This is a genomic window from uncultured Succinatimonas sp., from assembly GCF_905203285.1.
GTDB lineage: Bacteria > Pseudomonadota > Gammaproteobacteria > Enterobacterales > Succinivibrionaceae > Succinatimonas.
The window spans coordinates 1-3,750 of the sequence record NZ_CAJKVK010000130.1 but is presented as its reverse complement, the minus strand read 5'-3'; the positions used below and the strand labels follow the sequence as shown (position 1 = coordinate 3,750).

At 37.8% G+C, this 3,750-nt stretch carries 2 protein-coding genes; both read left to right on the top strand.

Translation table 11 applies throughout. The annotated features are described in order from the left end of the window. On the top strand, window positions 1-2,250 hold a 2,250-nt coding region (locus QZ019_RS09470; RefSeq protein ID WP_295484543.1), incomplete at its 5' end, for an alpha-2-macroglobulin family protein. Then, the coding region (locus tag QZ019_RS09465; protein ID WP_295484541.1) for a transglycosylase domain-containing protein at window positions 2,240-3,750 on the top strand (1,511 nt) is incomplete at its 3' end. The genes QZ019_RS09470 and QZ019_RS09465, both read left to right, overlap by 11 nt.

Here is a 3,750-nt window from a genome sequence, read left to right as displayed (position 1 = left end):
ATTATTAAAATCTCATCTGAATTTAAGCAAAACGAGATAAAACCAAACAGCTGCTTATCCATTCCTCTTAACCTTGAAGGCGCTGATAACAATACTTTAATCAAAGCATATCTTGTCGATGAAGGAATTTTAAATCTTACCGGTTTTAAAGATATTAAACCTGAATCCATGTTTGATAAGCCGCGCCTTTCTTATGAAATTTTTGACTCTTACGGCAATATCATCAAAAAAATACAGAAAAACAACCAAGGCTACGGCGATGAAGCCATGGCGGAGGCATCTTTACTGCAATCTCTTAGTACCGTTCCGCACAAAACCGTAGCGCTTGAAAGCAAAGTTATAAAAGTAAATAACGGACAGGCGCAAATTGATTTTGACGTACCCAATTTTTCCGGGGCGCTTCATCTGATGGCTTTTGCGTGGAATAACGACAAAGTAGGATCTTTATCTTCTATTTTTACCGTCAAAGACAAAGCTGTAACCGATTTGACTTTGCCCTACTATTTAATTAAAGGCGATAAATCTGATGTCAAGCTCACTATAAACAACCTTGAAGTTGCGCATGAAAAATTTAACTTAAAAATCTCATGCAGCGGATCTGTTGCATGTTCTTTAGATAAAACAATCAGCGCGCCGTTAAATACCTTATCTAAAATAACGCTTCCGCTTAATGCCGCAGCTTTAGGTCAAGGAAAAGTTGACGTGCTTGTAAAAAGCGACAATTATTCATATAAAGAAACGTATCCTATTGAAGTTATAAGTTCTTATCCTAACAGTTTGGAAAAACACAGTTCTTATGTTGCCCCTGATAAAACCGTTACTTTTAAATTTAAAGAAAAATTCAATCAGGACGCAATCAGATCTTTATGTACTGGTTATTTACCTTTAATTAATCAACCTGCGTTCATTAAAGATTTGGACAATTTATCCTCACCCTCGGCAGAAGAACGTGCGCTGCGGCTTTTAAGCAGAAATAACCTATCAGACGATCCCAAAATCAACTCAAGGATTGAAGAAGATATTAATGCTTTATGCGCATACCTTAATGCGGCCGGTTCTTTTAACGCAGATGCATACGATTATGAACGTCAGCAATATATTGACGCATTGGGAGCACAAGCTCTGCTTTTAATGAACCGTGAAGGCTTTTATATTCAAGATCCTATAATAAAAATCATAAATAACAATTTATTACGGCTTTCAAGAACCTCACAATATCCGGCAAAAGCTTTGGCATACTTTGTGCAGGCACAAAACGGCAATGTCAACTTAGCTGCTCTGCGCTACAGCTTTGATGAAGATAAGCCTCAAGATCTTTTATCACAAAGCGCTTATATCAAAGCATTTGCCTTATCAGGCGATAGCGACAGATTAAACGAAGCGATAAACAGAGCAAAGAATGCTGCCGTCGAATTTAATATGCTTTATCAAAAACTAAATGGAAAACTCAAAAAGGAAGAAAGAGAAGATATTTTAGACAAGCTTTCTATTCTTGATCCTTTGTCTCAAGGCAGGATCTTCTTAGGCTACAGCACGATTGAAGCCCTTGCCTTAAGCGGTAATTTCCTAAAAATTAATGAGTTTATCGAGGCTTTCGGAATAAATGTACTTTCTGATCCTTATTTAAGTTCGCTTGATGAAGCATCAATGCTTATTGCGGCAAAAGCGCTTAATCTTGACGAAAACAGCCAAAATAATTCATGCAAGATCTTAAGCGCCAAAGACAATCTAAGCTATAAAAACAATGAAGATAAAGGAGTATACGCAACTGCGGCAATTTTCGGTCAAACGGAAAATCCGCCTGCGGATACTGCTTATGGCATCAAGCTTACAAAAACTTTATATGATGAAAGAGGCAAAATCTTAAAACCTCCTTATAACGTCACGCAAAATGAAAAAATCATTGTCAAACTTGAAATAGATCCACAACAAGCCGCTTATAACAGGCAAATCATACTGCGTGATCTTATTCCGTCAGGTTTTATCTTCGAGCGAGAGCTTTTACCCAATGAAAACCAATATCCTTTCATAAAAACAAGTGATACGTACGGACAAAGCCAACATAGCAGTCATGAATTACTATTAAATTTAAGCGGTTTTGACAACGGCAAAATAGTAAAAGCATATGTTTTGCGCGGAGCATATCCCGGTACATATATTCTTCCTTCATGTCTTGCTTATTGCTTAAATGATGCTTCTTTAAGGGCTGCGCAAAATAACAACGGAGAAATAACCGTCCATGAAAATTAACCGTTTTATCAAAATACTTTGTTTCGGTGTTTTATTGATGTTTGCCGCAGCGCTTATCTTTATCATAATCGCTGCTTTTTGCGCACCGGATCTGTCAAAAACCTCTTCAGTAGGAAAAATAGCATTCAGCAAAGACAATACCGTTATTGCGTATGCTCCGGCTCCTGATACCCGTTATCGCTTTAAAACCGATAGTAATGACGTTGATCCCTTATATTTAAAAATGCTCCTTGCAGCTGAAGATGAGCGTTTTAACTATCATTTAGGAGTTGATCCCATAGCAGTGATCCGCTCCTTTTCACAAAACCTTTCACATAAAGAAATAGTATCCGGCGCCTCTACCCTTGCCATGCAGGTTATAAGGCTAAATGAACCGAAAAAACGCACTTACTTTAATAAATTAAAAGAAGCCTTTAAAGCCGTTCACCTTACAATGTTTCACGGAAGAAAAGCCGTACTTGATGATTATTTAACCATAGCTCCGTTCGGAGGCGGAATTGAAGGCGTAACGGCAGCATCTTTATTCTGGTTTAATCACTTGCCTGATAAATTAACTCCCGCTGAAGCCGCTCTTCTAGTCGCAATTCCGCGTTCTCCAGAAAAAATCCGTCCTGATCGCTTTTATCAAAGTGCTAAATACTACCGTGACAAAGTATTAAAGAAAGCATATCTTGACGGGATTATAAAAAAAGACATATTGATTGCCGCCACATCCGAGCCGCTTCCCCATAGTTTTTCTTATCCGTATGAAACGGCATTTCACTTTGGACATAAATTATTTAAAGCAAACAAAGGACAAAATTTATTTATAACTTCTATAGACAGCAGTATCCAGCGTAGGCTCAATGAACTTGTCGCGTCTTTTAAAGAACAGTCTTTACCTGATGAAGAAATTGCGGCAATCACAATTGATAACTCCGATCACAGCGTTTGTGCTTATGCAGGATCAAAAGATTACAAAAGTACCGAGCTTGATTTAGTACAAGCAGTGCGCTCCCCGGGCTCTACTTTAAAACCCTTTGCCTATGCTTTAGCTTTTGCCGAAAACAAACTTCATCCTAAAACCGTTCTTGATGATGAAGCGGAAGATTTCGGATCCTATGCCCCCAAAAACTTTACCCGCAATTTTAAAGGAACGGTTCCTGCTGATTACGCTTTATATAATTCATTAAACCTTCCTGCTTTAACGGTATTAAACCTATTGGGTCCTGAAAAATTTCTATCCGTTATAAACAAAAACCAACGCAATATATTCCTTCCCAAAGGAGCAAAAGCCGGACTACCTATCATCTTAGGAGGCTGCGGAATAAGTCTTTACAATTTAACCGCGCTTTATACGACATTATTTAATGACGGAAAGTTCTTTTACCCTAAAAATCTTATTAATGAAAAAACTGCTTTGGCATACGAACTCATTGAAAAGAAAGCAGCACGCGCAACTTTTAATATCTTAAAAAATACCGCAGCTCCGCAAAGCTTCATAAAAAATCATCAAATAAG